The sequence below is a fragment of the Candidatus Pelagibacter ubique HTCC8051 genome (genome assembly GCF_000472605.1).
Taxonomy (GTDB): domain Bacteria; phylum Pseudomonadota; class Alphaproteobacteria; order Pelagibacterales; family Pelagibacteraceae; genus Pelagibacter; species Pelagibacter communis_B.
Map to the genome: position 1 here is coordinate 531132 of NZ_KI421440.1, position 14202 is coordinate 545333.

A 14202-nucleotide genomic window follows, 5' to 3' on the forward strand; every position below is an offset into this window, starting at 1 on the left:
TTATAAGTATGGAGGCTTTAAATAACCTTTAGCAGATTCTGTAAAGATTTCATAACCATTTTCAGTAATTCCTAACGTATGTTCAAATTGTGCCGATAAAGATTTATCTTTTGTAACAGCTGTCCAACCATCATTTAACATTTTAACATCATATTTACCCGTATTAATCATAGGCTCAATTGTAAAAGTCATTCCAGGTCTTAAATCCATACCAGAGTTTTTACTTCCATAATGAAGAATGTTAGGAGGCTCATGAAATGTTGTGCTGATACCATGACCACAAAAATCTCTTACAACAGAAAAACCTTTATCTTCAACGAATGATTGAATTTCATATCCTATATCTCCCAATCTAATTCCAGGTTTTAGAATTTTAATTGCTCTCATCATTGACTCGTGAGTTGTGTCTATAAGATTATTTAATTTTACAGAGGTATTACCGATTGAAAACATTCTACTTGTATCACCATAATGTTCATCAACAATAGCAGTAACATCTACATTGATAGCATCACCATCTCTTAAAATTCTATCTGATGGAATACCGTGGCATACAACATGATTTAAAGATGTACACAAAGATTTTGTAAAACCTCTATAATAAAGTGGGGCAGAGTATCCACCGTTATCTCTTATAAACTCGTAACCTAATTTATCAATATGATCTGTTGATACACCTTCCTTGATATTATCAGTCAGCATATCTAATGTTTGAGCTGCCAACTTTCCAGCTACTCTCATTTTTTCAAATTTTTCTTTATAATTACTCATCAATAATCTTAAGTTTTTTATCTATAAAAATTTCTTTAGAACTTATAACACATCTATAGGCTAAAAAGTTAACTCCTGCTTTTTTTGCAATTAGATAATTCTTATAATATTCAGCGTCTATATCTTTAGCTATTTTAAAATTTTCCATATTTTGAATTTGAACTAAAAATAATAAGTAGCTTTTATAACCTTTTTTTATGGCATCAATAAGAGTAAGTAGGTGCTTGGTGCCACGTGCTGTCACAGCATCCGGAAACTCAGCTGTATCTTTATTTCTAAAAAGGGTAACATTTTTAACCTCTACAAAGCTTTTTTGTTTGTTTTTTTCAATTAAAAAATCAAATCTAGTCTCTTTATTGAAAAATACCTCTGGTTTAATTAGATCATTATTTTTAAGTTCTTTAATAAGATTATTTTCTAAAGCGTGTTGAGCTATTCTATTAGCCATATGAGTATTAACACCAACAAGGTTTTTTCTTGTTTTAATAATTTCAAGCCCGTATTTAAGTTTTCTCTTGGGATCGTTATTGGGTAACAAATAAACATCGTTGCCCTCATCTAGTAAACCTTTCATCGATCCTGTATTAGGACAATGTGCAGTAACTACTTCTTTTGTTAATTGTACATCAGTAAAAAAACGTTTGTAACGTTTGATTAATTTGCCTTTTATTAAAGACTTGGTAAATTCCATTTCTAAATTATACATTTAAAATGACCAAAAACACAAAAGTTAATGCTGCAATATTAATTATAGGTAATGAAATTTTATCTGGCAGAACTCAAGATACCAACACTTCAACATTAGCAATTTGGTTAAATTCAATTGGGGTTAAAGTTGGAGAGGTTAGGATTATTCCAGACATTGAAAAGACAATAATTGATACACTTAATTTATTAAAGACAACTTATGATTATGTTTTTACCACTGGAGGCATTGGTCCTACTCACGATGATATTACCGCAGAATCTGTTTCAAAAGCATTTGGATTAAAATATGAAATACATAAAGAAGCATATAAAATTTTAGAGGCCTATTATAAGCCAGGTGAATTTAATGAAGGTAGACAAAAAATGGTATGGATGCCAGAAAATGCAAATTTAATTTTAAATCCCACAAGCGGTGCTCCAGGTTTTAGTGTTGAAAATGTATTTTGTTTACCTGGGGTTCCATCAATTTTAAAATCTATGTTAGGTGGTTTAACCAACAGTATTGTTGGAGGTGAACCTATTTTAAGTTTAACTATAAGCTTAAGAACAGTTGAAAGTGAAATTGCAGATTCTTTAACCAAAGTCCAAAATGATAATCAAGATGTTGAAATTGGAAGTTATCCGTTCTTTCAAGCTGGAAAACTAGGAGTTTCGATTGTAATTAGATCAGAGGAACAATCCAAGATTGACAATTGCAAATCACAAATTTTAGAGTTTGTCGATGAAAAAAAAATTGAAGTAGTGGATCGTTAAATGCTTTATTTTGCTTATGGAAGTAACTTGCATCATTTTCAAATGAAAAGAAGGTGTAAAGAAAGTGTTTATTTAAAGAAAATAAATCTAAAAAATTTTAAACTAACATTTAGGAGCAAATATAGAGCAGCAGATATTGAGCCTAAAAAAAACTCAATAGTACCTGGTGGATTGTACGAGATATCAAAGAGTGATGAAAAGAAATTAGATGTTTATGAGGATTTCCCAACATTATATAGGAAGTATTATTTTTATTATTATAGCAAAAAAGTAATGACATACACAATGGTTACAAAATCAGCATTTAAATTTCCTACCGAAAGGTATCTTAATATTGTTAAGCGAGGATATAAAGATTGTGATTTGGATATTAAATATCTTCAAAGAGGATTATTGGGTATTTAATTAAAAAAATTTTACTTATTCCTCTTGTTGAATTATAAATATTAGCTTAAACACTCATGAAATTCATTAATGCCCTCGTGGTGAAATTGGTAGACACAAAGGACTTAAAATCCTTGCCGCTTGCGGAGTGCCAGTTCGAGTCTGGCCGAGGGCACCATTAAATGACTAAACTTCAGATTATTTCTGATAAAAATAAAAAATCTTACAAGATTCAAAATCTATTAACTAGAAAAATTAATCAAGAACAATTTAAAAAAAAGAATCTTATTATTGTTATTGGAGGAGATGGTTTTATGCTCCAAACACTCAAAAAAAATAAGAATTCAAAAAAACAATTTTATGGCATTAATTCTGGAAACTACGGTTTCTTGATGAATAAATTTTCTTCAAAAAATATTATCAAAAATCTAACTAAAGCAAATATGGTTTCTATTTCTCCTCTAGAAATGATTGTAAAAAATAAAAACAATCAAACAAGAAAATCTATAGCAATTAATGAAGTTTCAATCTTAAGACAAAGTAGACAAGCAGCTTCATTATCTATTAAACAAGGTTCAAGACAAATAATAAAGAAGTTAGTTTCAGATGGAGTATTAGTCTCAACACCTGCTGGAAGCACGGCGTATAATTTGTCTGTACATGGACCAATTTTAAGTTTGCATTCAAAAAAACTATCTATTTCTCCAATTAGCGCTTTTAGACCTAGAAGATGGAAGGGAAAAATTGTTAACTATAAAACAAAAATTATTATAACAAATTTAAATCCATCGAAAAGACCTATAAGTGCCGTTGCAGACAATTCAGAAGTAAGAAATGCTAAATCAATTATAGTTAAAACTAATAATAAAATTAAGTTTAATCTTCTTTATGATAAAAATAGAAGTTTACAAAAAAAAATTAAAATTGAACAAATAAGAAAAGAAACTAGTTAGTAAAGTGGTGCCCCGCACGGATTCGAACCGCGGACCTATTGATTACAAATCAATTATAAAATATTAAATAAATATTTGTTTCCAACGAAATTTGATATTTAACTTTGATCTAGTCACACTAGCGTCACAGTGCTATAGTTATTCAATGAAATATTTAATTTCATTTTTGTTATTATTGCTTTTAACTTCTTGTGGACCTTCAAATTATAGTGAAGTTAGACAAATGGGTTATTCTTATACTGCTCTTGCTGAATCAGAAAATAGAATAGGACAAAATGTTGGAGCTTATGGTGCATCTTATAATTCTCAGTATGAGGCCACAAATAATGCAATGCGAGCTTGTAGAACCGCATACTCAGATTGTGTTTTGGTTTATGAAGGTTCAAGATATGTATATGTTTCTCAAGAAGAAAAGAATAGAGTTAAAATTCAAACAGCTCTTAAAGATGCAAATAATAAAGCAAGAGAAGAATGTTTAGTTTTAGGGTTTTCATCTGAGTCAACTGAATATGCTGATTGCAATTTAAAATTATCATCACTTTATAAAGAAGAAGCTCTAGAACAACAAAAGATTTATTTAGCCGAACAACAAGCTAAAATAGCTCAAAGACAAGCCGATGCCGCAAAGGCTCAAGCTCAAGCTGCACAAAGACAAGCTGCTGAGTCACAGAGAAGAAATAGCAATGCTTTGATGCAACAAGGTATGAAAATGCTTTCTGGTCAATGTACATTAGGTATTGATTGTTAGTTATGATTAAAATTTTTTATTCATTATTATTCTTGTTTTTCTGTTCAATCGCAAATGCTGATTCAATGGCAAAAGTTCATAACGAATGTATTCAATTAGGTTTTAAAGACTCAACTCCAGAATTAGCTAAATGCAAATTAGAATTATTGGTTCTTAATAAAAAAATGAATTTAGAACAAAAAAAACTTCAAGCATCAGAGGCTCAAGCTAAAGCTGCTGAGGCAACTGCAAGAGCAACAGAAATGAACGCAGCTGCTGCACAGTCATTGGCAAATTCATCAGCTTGGAGAAACAATCAAGCTCTAATGAAACAGGGACAAAGAATGTTGTCTGGTGCTTGTACTCTTGGTGTAGATTGTTAAGTTTTAATTCTTAATCAACTACTTGATAACATCATACTGACGTCACACTAGCGTCACACTTAGTATCAAAATTTAGTTAACCCTTAACTTTGCAAAAATATTTAACGTTGATTTTATTGAGTGATGGTGCCCCCGCACGGATTCGAACCGCGGACCTATTGATTACAAATCAATTGCTCTACCAACTGAGCTACAAGGGCATGCGCAATAACTATTAATTATTTGTTAAATAATCAACTCTTTTTTTTTAGATAGCTTAAGTGATGAAATACTATTGCAGCACTATTTGATATATTTAAACTTTCTATGTCCTTATTTATATCAATTTTAACAAAAAAATCTGCGTATTTACCCGTATGTTCTCTCATACCAAAACCTTCTGATCCAAATAGAAGAACGTTTTTACCTTCCCATTTAATCTCTGTAAAATCCTTATCTCCTCTAGCATCAAACCCATAAACCCAAAAATTTCTTTCTCTTAAATTTTTAATAGTTGAATTAATATTTGATACCTGAAAAATATTTAAATGTTCCATACAGCCACTTGCTGACTTGTACATTAGCTTACTATCTTTTGGAAAATGTCTTTCTTTAATAATTAAACCATCTATGTTAAATGATGAAGCACTTCTAATTAATGAACCAATATTTCTTGGATCTGTTACTTCATCTAAACAAACAAAAGTGCAATTTTTTTTTTCTTTAATATATTCTTTTAAATCAGGTTGATCTAAATGTTCAATTTCTGCAACATAGCCACCATGCATTAGCTGTTCTTTAGATGTGTATTTGTCTAATTCTTTTTTAGATTTAAAATAAACTTTAACATCCTCTAAAACATTTTTTCTAGGGTTTTTTCTATGTATATTTTTCTTGGCATCTTCAGTTAAAAACACTCTTAAAACCTTTCGATCAGGATTTCTAAGTGCCTCAATAACAGCATGTTGACCAGCGATAAAAAAAGAGGATTTATTCATAAATTTTAATCAATTTTACACGTTTTTTTGTATATTTATCTATTAAATCACGTGTTGCATTTGAATAAATAAAATATATAAAACGCATGTTGTTTGAAGCTTTATTGAACAGGGGACACTTCCCCGAAAGGAGGGGTTCCAGAGCGGTCAAATGGGGCGGGCTGTAAACCCGTTGACTTCGGTCTTCGAAAGTTCGAATCTTTCCCCCTCCACCATTCAATAAAAATTTAAGTAGCATGGAGTGTTACTCTTGGGGTCGTGCGGGTGTAGTTCAATGGTAGAACGCTAGCCTTCCAAGCTGGATGTAAGGGTTCGATTCCCTTTACCCGCTCCAAGAAAAGAAATTATTAATGAAAACAAAAACTGAGGTAAAAAAGTAATGTCAAAAGAAAAATTTGTTAGAAATAAACCCCACTGTAATATTGGGACTATTGGTCATGTCGACCATGGTAAAACTACTCTTACTGCAGCTATAACAATTACGTTAGCAGAAGCTGGTGGTGGAACAGCAGTAGCTTACGATCAAATTGATAAAGCTCCTGAAGAAAAAGAAAGAGGAATTACAATTTCAACTGCACACGTTGAATATGAAACTGAAAAAAGACATTACGCTCACGTAGATTGCCCAGGTCACGCTGACTATGTTAAAAACATGATCACTGGTGCTGCACAAATGGATGGAGCTATTTTAGTAGTTAATGCTGCTGATGGTCCTATGCCACAAACAAGAGAGCACATTCTTTTAGGAAGACAAGTTGGAATTCCGGCAATTGTTGTTTACCTAAATAAAGTAGACCAAGTTGATGATAAAGATATGATTGAACTTGTAGAAGAAGAAATTAGAGAACTTTTAACTTCTTACAAATATCCAGGAGACAAAACTCCAATCGTTAAAGGTTCAGCATTAGCTGCAGTAGAAAAAAGAGATGATGAAATTGGTAAAAATTCAATTTTAGAATTAATGAAAGCTGTTGACGAACATATTCCACAACCAGCAAGAGATGTTGATAAACCATTCTTGATGCCTGTTGAGGATGTATTTTCAATTTCAGGAAGAGGAACAGTTGCAACTGGTAGAATTGAGTCAGGTGTAATTAAAACTGGTGAAGAAGTTGAAATCGTTGGTATTAAAGAAACTAAAAAATCAGTTTGTACTGGAGTTGAAATGTTTAGAAAACTTTTAGACTCAGGTGAAGCTGGTGATAACGTAGGAATTTTATTGAGAGGGATTGAAAGAACTGACATTGAAAGAGGTCAAGTTCTTTGTAAATCTGGATCAATTACTCCACATACTAAATTTGAAGCTCAGGCATATGTACTTAAAAAAGATGAAGGTGGAAGACATACCCCTTTCTTTACTAAATATAGACCTCAGTTTTACTTTAGAACAACAGACGTAACGGGAGAAGTAGAATTACCAGCAGGAACAGAAATGGTTATGCCAGGTGATGATGCTAAATTTACTGTTAAATTAATTACACCGATTGCTATGGCAGAACAACTTAACTTTGCTATTAGAGAAGGTGGAAGAACTGTTGGAGCAGGAGTAGTAACTAAAATTATAGAGTAACTCTATAAATAGGAGTGTAGCTCAATTGGTAGAGCGCCGGTCTCCAAAACCGGAGGCTGAGGGTTCGAGTCCCTCCGCTCCTGCCAATCTGAGCTAAATAATTATGAAAAACCCGATGAAATTTATTCAAGAAGTAAAACAAGAAGCTTTCAGAGTTTCATGGCCTACATGGAAAGAGACTTTACAAGGAGCTTTAATGGTTTTTGCAATGGCTGTTGTAATGTCATTATTTTTTCTTCTTTTAGATCAAGTTTTAAAGTTTTTTCTAGAGCTATTACTTAAGGTAAGTATTTAATGAAAAATTGGTTCATTGTTCAATCACACTCTAACTTTGAGAACAAAGTTTCTGGTTTGATTAAAGAAGAAGCTGAGAAAGCTAAGATTTCTGATAAATTTGAAGAAATTATTGTTCCAACACATGATGTAACAGAAGTTAAAAGAGGAAAAAGAATTCAGAGAAAAAAGAAGTATTTTCCTGGTTATGTCCTTGTAAAGTGTGAAATGGATAATGATATTTATCATATGATTAAAAATCTTAAGAGAGTGAGTGGATTTTTAGGCTCTAAGGGTATCCCTGTTCCAGTTTCTGATAAAGAAATAGAAAAGATATTAGGTCAAATAAAAGATGGTGTGGCTCAGCCAAAATCTGGTATAGAGTACAGCGTTGGTGAAAAAGTTCAAGTTGTTGATGGTCCTTTTGCATCATTCAGTGGAATGGTGGAAGATATAGATGAAGAAAAGTCTAGACTTAAGGTTTCAGTTTCTATATTTGGACGTCCAACACCAGTAGATTTAGAATATAACCAAGTTGAGAAAGTAAGTTAATGGCGAAAGAAATTAGTGGATTTATAAAGTTGCAAATTAAAGGTGGTCAGGCAAACCCAGCACCTCCTGTTGGACCTGCATTAGGTCAACGTGGTGTAAACATAATGGAATTTTGTAAAGCTTTTAATGATAAAACTAAATCAATGGCTGGTAAACCTGTTCCAGTAGAAATTACAGTTTATAAAGATAAAAAATTTGATTTTAAAATTAAATCTCCACCAGCATCTTTTTTTATTAAAGAAGCAGTTAAACTAAAAGGTGGATCTAAAGAACCTGGAAGAAATATTGTTGCATCGATTTCAAAAAAACAATTAGAAGATATTGCTAATCAAAAAATGAATGATTTAAATGCTCACGATTTAGATGAAGCAGTAAAAATCATAGCAGGTTCAGCTAGATCAATGGGCATAGAGGTAAAAGAATAATGCCATCAAAAAGATATAAAAAATTACCAGAAAAAACAAAAGATTTAAATGCTGAGGTTATTGAAAAATTATTAGCTGATGTTAAAAAAAATTGTACCACTAAATTTGACGAATCTTTAGATTTAAGTTTTCAAATAAATAACAAACAAAAAAAAAGTGAAATTAATATTAGAACAGTTGTAAACTTGCCAGGAGGCACTGGAAAGAAAGTTAAAGTTGCTGTTGTTTGTGAAGATAATAAATCACAAGAAGCTAAAGATGCAGGAGCAGATATTATTGGTAGTGATGAATTTGTTGAAAAGATTAAAGGTGGTGAGTTAAATTTTGAAAAATTAATATGTACACCTGGTATGATGATTAAACTTTCTAAACTAGGTAAAGTATTGGGTCCAAAAGGATTAATGCCAAATCCAAAACTTGGTTCTGTTTCTGAAAATATTAAAGAGGCTGTAACTAATGCTAAATCTGGTCAAGTTGAAATTAGAAATGACAAAGATGGAAACATTGGTGTAAGTATAGGAAAAAAATCATTTCATGATGATCAACTATTAAAAAATTTTCATGCTATATTAGATGCACTAGAAAAAGAAAAATCTAATAATACTCTTAAAGGAGATTTAATTAAGAATACTTTTGTTACTTCATCAATGGGCGTTTCATACAAAGTTAAATTAGGGAAGTCGATATAATCATGTTAACAAAAGAACAAAAAAAAAATTACATTTCAGAAATGACTACTCAGTTTGAGAATAGTAAAGCTGTTATGGTTACACATTATCAAGGTTTAACGATGACCCAACTAGATGAGTTGAGAGCCAAAATGAGAGAGCATGGAATTATCTTTAAAATAACAAAAAATAGAATAACTAAATTAGCTTTAGAGAAAACAAAATGTAAAGATTTATCAGATTTATTTACGGGTCCAACAGCAGTTGCTTTTGGTGAGGATGCTATAATATCTGCAAGGATTCTCTCAAAATTTGCTAAAGATAATGAAAATTTAAAATTAATTGGTGGAATAATGGATAACGAAGTCTTAGATCAGGCTGGTGTCCAAAATGTAGCTAGTTTACCAACTTTAGACGAAGCAAGAGCAAATATTGTTGGAATTTTAAACGCTCCTGCATCAAAATTAGTAAGTATTTTACTTGCATACTCGGAAAAAATGAGTAATTTGTCGGCAGAAAATTCTGAAACATAACCCAAAGAGTAAATTATGCCTGACCTAAACAAGATTATAGAAGACCTATCAAGTTTGACTGTTGCAGAAGCAGCAGAATTATCAAAACAATTAGAAGAAAAATGGGGTGTAACTCCAATGGCAGCAGCAGCTCCCGCAGCAGCAGGTGGTGCAGCTCCAGCAGAAGATAAAGATGATTTTACAATTATGCTTGTATCAGCAGGTGAGAAAAAGATTAATGTGATTAAAGAAGTTAGAGCAGCTACTTCATTAGGTTTAAAAGAAGCTAAAGATCTTGTAGAGGGTGCACCAAAAGAAGTTAAGTCGGGTGTTCCAAAAAAAGAGGCAGAAGAGATCAAAGCTAAATTAGAAGCTGCAGGCGCAAAAGTAGAACTTAAATAAATTAATAAGAAAGAATTCAAATACTGATTATTTTTAATCAGTATTATTAAACATAAATGCAATTATCTTTTACTGAGAAGAAAAACATAAGAAAAAGTTTTGGTAAACTTAAAGAAAGTTTATCAATTCCAAATTTAATCGAAGTTCAAAAAAATTCTTATAAAGAATTAACTGAATTTTATTCTGAAGCAGAACTAACCAAAGGTTTTGATAGAGTTTTTAAAAGTATTTTCCCTATTGAAGATTTAAACGATAAAGCAACATTAGAATATGTTTCTTACAGATTAGACAAACCAAAATTTGACGTTGAAGAATGTATTACTAGAGGTTTAACTTATTCATCTGCTCTTAAATGCACTTTGAGACTAGTTGTTTATGAAATAGATCAAGAAAATAATACTAAAGATATTTTATCTGCGAAAGAACAGGAAGTTTATATGGGTGAAGTTCCCATGATGACTAACAGTGGTACATTTATAACTAACGGTGTTCAAAGAGTTGTAGTTAATCAAATGCATAGAAGTCCTGGTGTATTTTTTGATCATGATAAAGGAAAAACTCACGCAAGTGGTAAACTATTATTTAATGCAAGAGTAATTCCTAACAGAGGTTCTTGGTTAGACTTCGAATATGATGTAAAAGATTTTCTATATTTTAAAATTGATAGAAAAAAGAAAATTTTTGCTTCAACTTTATTATTAGCACTAGGATATTCTAAATCGGATATCGTAGATGAGTTTTATGCTAATGAGCAATATACATATGATTCAAAGTCTGAAAAATGGAAAACTAAATTTAATCCAGATAACTATAAAGCTAAAAATTTTTCTGAAGAGGTAATTGATGCAAAAACAGGTGAAGTAGTAATAAAATTAGGTGATAAGATTAATTTTTTAAACGCAAAAAAATTAGCAAGTGATGGTCTTAAGGATATTTTAGTTTCAAGAGAGTCATTGTTTGGAAAATTTTTACATAGAGATGTAAAAGTAAATGATGAAGAAGAAGGTACTTTTTCAATAGGTACAGAGCTTAATGATGCTGTAATTCAACAAGTATTAGATGCAAATATACATTCTTTACAAATCTCGGTAACGAACTCAATTAACAAAGGTCCTTATTTATTAACTACTATTTTAAACGATAAAAATAACTCAAAAGAAGAGGCTATTACAGAAATCTATAAAATGTTAAGACCAGGTGAGCCGCCAACAATTGAAATAGCTACACAAATTTTTAACAATCTATTTTTTAGTTCAGACAGATACGACCTTTCTGATGTAGGTCGGGTTAAAATGAACTCAAGATTAGAACAAGAGTGTTCAGATAAAATTACGATTTTAAGAAATGACGACATCATTGCTATTGTTCATAAAATGTTAGATTTAAGAGACGGTAAAGATGAAGTAGATGATATTGATCATTTAGGAAACAGAAGAGTACGTTCTGTTGGTGAATTAGTTGAAAATCAAGCTCGTATTGGTGTTTACAGAATGGAAAGAGCTATAAAAGAAAAAATGACAACATTAGATGTTGAGTCAGCAATGCCACAAGATTTAATTAATGCAAAACCATTAACAGTTTCTCTTAAAGACTTTTTTGCAAGTTCTCAACTTTCACAATTTATGGATCAAACTAATCCATTGTCAGAGATTACTCATAAAAGAAGAGTTTCAGCACTAGGACCTGGTGGCCTAACAAGAGAAAGAGCTGGCTTTGAGGTTCGTGATGTGCACCCAACTCATTATGGAAGAATTTGTCCAATTGAAACTCCAGAAGGACCAAACATTGGATTAATTAATAGTCTATCAACTTACGCAAAAATTAATAAATATGGTTTCATTGAAAGCCCATATAAAAAAGTTAAGGACGGTGTTGTTCAAAACAATGTTGAATATCTATCTGCAATGGAAGAAACTAAGTTTACTATTGCTCAAGCAAATACAAAATTAGATAAAAATGCAAAGATTACTGAGGAACTAGTTTCTTGTAGACAAAACCTAAATTTCCTTTTAGCTAAACCAGAAACTATTGATTATATTGATGTATCACCTAAGCAACTTGTTTCAGTTGCAGCATCACTAATTCCATTCTTAGAAAATGATGATGCCAACAGAGCCCTGATGGGATCTAATATGATGAGACAAGCAGTTCCGTTATTAAAACCTGAGTCTCCATTAGTTGGAACAGGTATTGAAAGTGATGTTGCTTTAGACTCTGGTGTTACTATTGTTGCAAAACGAGATGGTACTGTAGATAAAATTGATGGTAAAAGAATTGTAATTAAAGCAACTGAAGAAACTGACTTTTCTAAATCAGGTGTTGATATATATAACTTACAAAAGTTCAAAAGATCAAACCAAAATACTTGTATTAATCAAAAACCTTTAGTTAGAGTTGGTGATAAGGTTAAGTCTGGAGATATAATAGCTGATGGTCCATCTACTAAATTAGGTGAATTAGCTTTAGGTAAAAATGTAACAGTAGCATTTATGCCATGGCAAGGTTACAATTTTGAAGACTCAATTTTAATATCTGAAAGATGTGTTACTGATGATGTGTTTACATCTGTTCATATTGTTGAATATGAAATAATGGCAAGAGATACAAAATTAGGTGAAGAAGATATTACAAGAGATATTCCAAATGTTAATGAAGAGGCATTAAAAAATCTTGATGAGTCTGGTATAGTATATATTGGTGCAGAAGTTAATGCAGGTGATATTTTAGTTGGAAAAGTAACACCAAAAGGTGATTCAGCATCAGGACCTGAAGAAAAACTTTTAAGATCAATTTTTGGTGAAAAAGCAATAGATGTAACAGATACATCATTAAGAATGTCTAGAGGTAGCAGTGGAACAGTTGTTGATGTGAGAGTATTCAATAGACACGGTATAGAAAAAGATGAAAGATCTATTACAATTGAAAGAGCTGAAATTGAACAAGTACAACAAGATAAAATTGTTGAAGAAGAAATTTTAGAGAGAAGTATTAAACAAAGAGCATCACAATTTTTATCAGGTTCTTCTTTAACTAAAAAAGTTAAAGATTTAGCAGAAGGTACGGAATTAGATTTTGAAACAATTAATAAACTATCTGCTAACGATGTATTTAAAATAATAGTTGGCAACGATAATGATGAAGCAACATTAGCCCAACTTAAAGATCAGTACAATAAAGCGAAGCAAGATATTACGGAAAGATTTGAAGATAAAGTTTTAAAAATAAGAAGTGGTGACGATTTATTACCAAGTGTAATGAAAATGGTTAAAGTTTTTGTTGCAATTAAAAGAAGACTAAGACCGGGTGATAAGATGTCTGGAAGACACGGTAACAAAGGAGTTGTCAGTAAAATTGTTCCTGTTGAAGATATGCCATATAGAGAAGATGGAAGACCAGTAGATATAGTTTTAAACCCACTTGGTGTCCCAAGTCGTATGAACGTTGGTCAAATTTTAGAAACCCACTTAGGATGGGCTTGTAAAGAATTTGGCGAAGAGGTAAAAAAATTAGTTAATGAAAATAATAAAAAAATTGAAAAAACTGAAAAAATATCAAAATTCTTAAAATCTGTTTACGGTGAAGAAATTTTCAACGAAAAAGTTGAGAAGTTATCAAAACCAGAATTTAATGATTTATGTGAAAATTTACAAAATGGTATTGCTATATCAACACCAGTATTTGATGGTGCTAAAGAGAAAAACGTAACTGAAATGTTAGAACTGGCTAAATTACCAAGATCAGGACAAACATACTTATGGGATGGTAGAACAGGTGAAAAATTCGATAGGCCTGTAACTGTTGGTATAATATATATGCTTAAGCTACATCACTTAGTTGAAGATAAAATTCACGCAAGATCAACAGGACCTTATAGTTTGGTAACACAACAACCATTAGGTGGTAAGGCTCAATTAGGTGGTCAAAGATTTGGTGAGATGGAAGTCTGGGCATTAGAGGCTTATGGTGCATCTTACACACTTCAAGAAATATTAACTGTTAAATCAGACGATGTTGCAGGTAGAGTTAAAGTTTACGAAACTATAGTTAAAGGTGAGGAAAATTTTGAGTCTGGTATTCCTGAGTCATTTAACGTTCTGGTTAAAGAAATCAAATCATTAGCATTAAACGTGGAGCTTAATTAAAA

At 31.4% G+C, this 14202-nt stretch carries 16 protein-coding genes and 5 tRNA genes; 17 read left to right on the forward strand and 4 right to left on the reverse strand.

Features of this window, described 5'->3' with window-relative positions; genetic code table 11:
* A complete protein-coding gene (map, locus tag F754_RS0102820; RefSeq protein ID WP_023648405.1) occupies positions 1-771 on the reverse strand; it encodes a type I methionyl aminopeptidase in 771 nt (256 codons plus the stop codon).
* A complete protein-coding gene (gene sfsA / locus F754_RS0102825; RefSeq protein WP_023648406.1) occupies positions 764-1462 on the reverse strand; it encodes a DNA/RNA nuclease SfsA in 699 nt (232 codons plus the stop codon). Before sfsA ends, map begins: the two co-directional genes overlap by 8 nt.
* A 20-nt stretch (positions 1463-1482) precedes the next feature.
* On the opposite strand from sfsA, the gene F754_RS0102830 reads away from it, so the two are divergent.
* The 6 genes from F754_RS0102830 to F754_RS0102855 all read left to right on the forward strand — a co-directional run bounded on the left by F754_RS0102830 (position 1483) and on the right by F754_RS0102855 (position 4679).
* Positions 1483-2232, forward strand: coding sequence for a competence/damage-inducible protein A (locus F754_RS0102830; RefSeq protein ID WP_023648407.1), 750 nt, complete (start codon positions 1483-1485; stop codon positions 2230-2232).
* Positions 2233-2637 (forward strand): gamma-glutamylcyclotransferase, encoded by a 405-nt coding sequence (locus tag F754_RS0102835; protein ID WP_023648408.1) that lies wholly within the window; start codon positions 2233-2235, stop codon positions 2635-2637. It abuts the gene before it with no gap.
* Positions 2638-2708: 71 nt separating this feature from the next.
* A tRNA-Leu gene (locus F754_RS0102840) sits at positions 2709-2794 on the forward strand.
* 4 nt (positions 2795-2798) lie between these two features.
* Positions 2799-3569, forward strand: a complete 771-nt coding sequence (locus F754_RS0102845) for an NAD kinase (protein WP_023648409.1) — start codon at positions 2799-2801, stop codon at positions 3567-3569.
* Between the two features lie 145 nt (positions 3570-3714).
* Positions 3715-4317, forward strand: coding sequence for a hypothetical protein (locus tag F754_RS0102850; RefSeq protein WP_023648410.1), 603 nt, complete (start codon positions 3715-3717; stop codon positions 4315-4317).
* 2 nt (positions 4318-4319) lie between these two features.
* Positions 4320-4679 (forward strand): hypothetical protein, encoded by a 360-nt coding sequence (locus F754_RS0102855; protein WP_023648411.1) that lies wholly within the window; start codon positions 4320-4322, stop codon positions 4677-4679.
* A 124-nt stretch (positions 4680-4803) separates the two neighbouring features.
* Here the strand turns inward: F754_RS0102855 and F754_RS0102860 are convergent.
* A tRNA-Thr gene (locus F754_RS0102860) sits at positions 4804-4879 on the reverse strand.
* A 33-nt stretch (positions 4880-4912) separates the two neighbouring features.
* Complete coding sequence (gene rlmB, locus F754_RS0102865) at positions 4913-5656, reverse strand: 23S rRNA (guanosine(2251)-2'-O)-methyltransferase RlmB (RefSeq protein ID WP_023648412.1); 744 nt, start codon at positions 5654-5656, stop codon at positions 4913-4915.
* A gap of 129 nt (positions 5657-5785) precedes the next feature.
* Here rlmB and F754_RS0102870 point away from each other — a divergent pair.
* From F754_RS0102870 to rpoB, 11 genes are all read left to right on the forward strand, one after another.
* Positions 5786-5871: transfer RNA gene (locus F754_RS0102870), tRNA-Tyr, on the forward strand.
* Positions 5872-5916: 45 nt separating this feature from the next.
* Positions 5917-5990 (forward strand) — tRNA-Gly (locus tag F754_RS0102875).
* 45 nt (positions 5991-6035) lie between these two features.
* Positions 6036-7226: an elongation factor Tu gene (gene tuf / locus F754_RS0102880; RefSeq protein WP_023648414.1), complete on the forward strand. Its 1191-nt coding sequence runs from the start codon at positions 6036-6038 to the stop codon at positions 7224-7226.
* 10 nt (positions 7227-7236) lie between these two features.
* A tRNA-Trp gene (locus F754_RS0102885) sits at positions 7237-7312 on the forward strand.
* Positions 7313-7329: 17 nt separating this feature from the next.
* Positions 7330-7521 carry a preprotein translocase subunit SecE gene (gene secE, locus F754_RS0102890; RefSeq protein ID WP_023648415.1) on the forward strand — a complete coding sequence of 64 codons (192 nt, stop codon included), beginning with the start codon at positions 7330-7332 and terminating at the stop codon, positions 7519-7521.
* Complete coding sequence (nusG, locus tag F754_RS0102895; protein ID WP_023648416.1) at positions 7521-8051, forward strand: transcription termination/antitermination protein NusG; 531 nt, start codon at positions 7521-7523, stop codon at positions 8049-8051. The genes secE and nusG overlap by 1 nt, the downstream gene beginning before the upstream one ends.
* A complete protein-coding gene (rplK, locus tag F754_RS0102900) occupies positions 8051-8476 on the forward strand; it encodes a 50S ribosomal protein L11 (protein ID WP_023648417.1) in 426 nt (141 codons plus the stop codon). Before nusG ends, rplK begins: the two co-directional genes overlap by 1 nt.
* Positions 8476-9165: a 50S ribosomal protein L1 gene (gene rplA, locus F754_RS0102905; protein ID WP_023648418.1), complete on the forward strand. Its 690-nt coding sequence runs from the start codon at positions 8476-8478 to the stop codon at positions 9163-9165. Before rplK ends, rplA begins: the two co-directional genes overlap by 1 nt.
* A gap of 2 nt (positions 9166-9167) precedes the next feature.
* Positions 9168-9677 carry a 50S ribosomal protein L10 gene (gene rplJ / locus F754_RS0102910; protein ID WP_027303445.1) on the forward strand — a complete coding sequence of 170 codons (510 nt, stop codon included), beginning with the start codon at positions 9168-9170 and terminating at the stop codon, positions 9675-9677.
* A gap of 15 nt (positions 9678-9692) precedes the next feature.
* On the forward strand, positions 9693-10058 hold the full coding sequence (gene rplL / locus F754_RS0102915) for a 50S ribosomal protein L7/L12 (protein WP_023648419.1): 366 nt from the start codon (positions 9693-9695) through the stop codon (positions 10056-10058).
* Between the two features lie 56 nt (positions 10059-10114).
* Positions 10115-14200: a DNA-directed RNA polymerase subunit beta gene (gene rpoB / locus F754_RS0102920; protein WP_023648420.1), complete on the forward strand. Its 4086-nt coding sequence runs from the start codon at positions 10115-10117 to the stop codon at positions 14198-14200.
* The last annotated feature ends 2 nt before the right edge of the window (positions 14201-14202 follow it).